This window comes from Methanobrevibacter sp. (genome assembly GCF_017427765.1).
GTDB lineage: Archaea > Methanobacteriota > Methanobacteria > Methanobacteriales > Methanobacteriaceae > Methanocatella.
Genome location: NZ_JAFRSC010000055.1, coordinates 1 through 2,892, shown reverse-complemented (window position 1 = coordinate 2,892; position 2,892 = coordinate 1). Strand labels below are relative to the sequence as shown.

At 32.8% G+C, this 2,892-nt stretch carries 6 protein-coding genes; 4 read left to right on the top strand and 2 right to left on the bottom strand.

Annotated elements, in window-relative coordinates; genetic code table 11:
* From IJL02_RS12195 to IJL02_RS12185, 3 genes are all read left to right on the top strand, one after another.
* Positions 1–513 (top strand): hypothetical protein (locus IJL02_RS12195; RefSeq protein WP_292816863.1); only part of this gene is annotated, 513 nt, incomplete at its 5' end.
* The gene (locus tag IJL02_RS12190) at positions 497–955 is read left to right on the top strand and encodes a hypothetical protein (protein WP_292816860.1); all 459 of its coding nucleotides are present in this window, start codon (positions 497–499) and stop codon (positions 953–955) included. The genes IJL02_RS12195 and IJL02_RS12190, both read left to right, overlap by 17 nt.
* Before the next feature lie 188 nt (positions 956–1,143).
* Positions 1,144–1,413: a hypothetical protein gene (locus IJL02_RS12185; RefSeq protein ID WP_292816858.1), complete on the top strand. Its 270-nt coding sequence runs from the start codon at positions 1,144–1,146 to the stop codon at positions 1,411–1,413.
* Positions 1,414–1,625: 212 nt separating this feature from the next.
* Here the strand turns inward: IJL02_RS12185 and IJL02_RS12180 are convergent, their stop codons facing one another.
* Complete coding sequence (locus IJL02_RS12180) at positions 1,626–1,817, bottom strand: hypothetical protein (RefSeq protein WP_292816856.1); 192 nt, start codon at positions 1,815–1,817, stop codon at positions 1,626–1,628.
* Positions 1,818–2,063: 246 nt separating this feature from the next.
* Between IJL02_RS12180 and IJL02_RS12175 the strand changes: the two genes are divergently transcribed.
* Positions 2,064–2,306, top strand: coding sequence for a hypothetical protein (locus IJL02_RS12175; protein WP_292816854.1), 243 nt, complete (start codon positions 2,064–2,066; stop codon positions 2,304–2,306).
* On the opposite strand, the gene IJL02_RS12170 is transcribed toward IJL02_RS12175, so the two are convergent.
* Positions 2,286–2,892, bottom strand: a 607-nt coding sequence (locus tag IJL02_RS12170; protein ID WP_292816852.1) for a hypothetical protein, incomplete at its 5' end; no start/stop codon positions are given. The two genes, IJL02_RS12175 and IJL02_RS12170, sit on opposite strands and share 21 nt — an antisense overlap.

Sequence of the window (2,892 nt, the reverse complement as noted above, 5' to 3'; positions counted from 1 at the left end):
GTAAAAGATAAGAATATCACATATATTAAATGGGATATGGGAGTGCCTTCAAACCATAACGATATTTGGAGATTAGGAATAGGTTATAATGCTACATTTGAAAGATTAGCAAATTATACGAAGATTACTGATACAAACAACACTACTAGTGGAGTTATTTATACTATTAAACAAGATAATAGTAATAATTACCAACTACCTACATCTTGTATGATTGAATTAGATATTAAAAGAGTAGATGGTTCTGCTACATCACCTATCCTTACTCCAAGACCAAATGGAGTTTCAATATCTTCTTATTCTGCTAATTTGGATAATTTTGGTATAACTGATACAAATTGGCATACTGTCCAATTAAAACTCACACCAACAAAGATTTCAAGAATGATTAATGGTGTGGAAATAACTGGGCAAAATGTAATAGATACTGTTAATTATTGGTGTTTTGGTTTATGGACTGGGGCAGATATTACTGAAATCCATTTTAAGAATTTTGTTGTCTACGAAATATAGGACAGTAAAAGATAAATTAAATTTATTAACCCATAATCAATGGAGCTGCTGCAAATACTTAAACAATACAACAGGTTTCAGCCTTTATGGTACAACAATCGCAACACCAACTGAAAATTACTTAATTGTGCGCAACACGACAAGCAACAACTATACTCAGATTTATTTTAACCATGAATTAACTTCAGAAGATTGGGGTAAAAATGCAATACTAACAGCTAATATACGAGCAGTCAACACACATATCATCCAACAGTTTACTATTGATGGAAAATGGGCAGCCGGAGTAACTATTAATATTTCAAATGACTTTCAAAAAGTAATATTAACCAAACAAGTACCTGAAAACAGCCAAATATTAAAAGTAAACTGGACAGTCCAAGGAGAAGAAGATTTAACACCTGAATTCTTCATAGAATCACTTACGTTAACTATTCAGTAAAAGATAAGAATAAAACTTACTATTTTTATGATATTGGAGTAACATCTAATTATAGTACCCAATGGAGCGGATGGTCTGAAGTAACAGTTACAAGAGACATCGAGGGTACGACATTAACAAGATCCCAATCAAGTAATGTTCATGTATATGCTATCGATAACAAGTATAATTTCGCCCCTCCTTTTGCAGTGGATTTCAATGTAATAACTTATCAAGGAATCCTCATATTTAGAATCAATAATGGGACAAATGTAGACCGTTATGCGAGTAAATTGGGTTTAACTGATAATTGTAATGTCCGTATTGAAGTAACAACATCAATAATAAAATATTATGTTGATAATACTTTCAAAATATCAGATTCTTATAACGAAGGCAATTCGTATGTCGATATTATATTGAATGGAGGTAGTGTGAAATATAATAACTTCCAAATTTATTCCTTATCTTCAAATTAAGTAAAAGATAAGAATAATTTATTAAGTTTTAACCAATGGTCCGCAACAGAATACTCAAATAGTCTCAATGGATTTAATAGTTTCGGTTCACCATCTGTAGTTACTCCATCAAAAAATTATTCCACAATAGGAGAACAATGTATCTATTTTACCATTAATTCCAGTCATTGGTGGTTTAGTTTAACTTTAGATAACATCTCTACAAGTGGCAATTATGCTTTTTCCTGCGATATATACTCTAACAAAGGAGTATTATTACGACTTGTGGATTCTAATTCTAATATTATATCATTTGTCCAGTCAAGCACAGGGAAAGTAAGTGTTTCTTTATCAGGATTATTAGAGAATACTTCGGGTAATGCTATTCTATTTTTAATGTATGGTACTGGTGCTGAATCATACATTGATAATCTACAATTAACCCATCAGTAAAAGATAAGGTTAATCTGTTCCCACATACAATTTGGACTTGTGGTGAATCTAATCAAAACTTAAACAGTTTTAGATTCACAGGTAACACTCGAAGAGAATTATCCTCAGATTACTCAACTATAGGAAATACTTCATTAAAAATGAGTATAATTACATTGAATTCAGCGTATTATGGGGAGTATGAGAGCCATAATGATTTTAATGAAGTGGGAAAAAAGGTGACTTTTCAAGTAGATGTTTATTCTAATTATGAGTGTTACGTTTTCATTTATACTTATGTTGGACAATATACTCATAGTTCAGTGTGGATTCCAGCTAATACTCCTGGGACTTATTCGGTGACTAGGACCATTCCTCAAAATGCGGACCATATAGTGTATCGTGTTGAACCTAGGGGATGGGCTCAAGAGGATTCTTTCACGTATATGGATAATTGGCGTTTAACTATCGTGGAGGAATAGTTTCCAGTTGTCAGTGTAGAAACTATGATTTTCATTAACTGCATTTTTGAATTCCACTCCAATCCATAGTGAAACTGTTGTATCGTAAACTGTTGTTGTGACAACATAGTTACGTTCAGTGTTGGCTGGAACTTGGAGTGATGATGCTCGAAATGTGGTTCCATCACTTTGATAAATTATTGCAATTAATGGATCTTCTAATGATTTTACATCACAACTGAAAGAAATTGTCTTTCCAATTAATCCGGATAAGCTGGTATACCATGTTCTGACGTGTGGTCTTTTCCCATTTGTATCGCATGATGCTATTAATCCATAGTTTCCATTTGTATGGTAATCAGTTGTTTTATTATAGGTTATTGCTGCATAGTTGTTTTTGTTCATATCTGGGAGTGGTGTGATGTCACCTAAGGCCCAGAGGGCGTGGCTGAATAAGTTGTGTTTCTCTTTTACAAACATGGTCAAATCATCACTGCACTTATTGATTTTCACATCACTGAAATAAGTACTGGTTAAGTCTCCGGTTAAGACGAAGCAGAAACTGAAATAACTCATTGCAGCTGATAAAGTAACACTTGCTGTACTG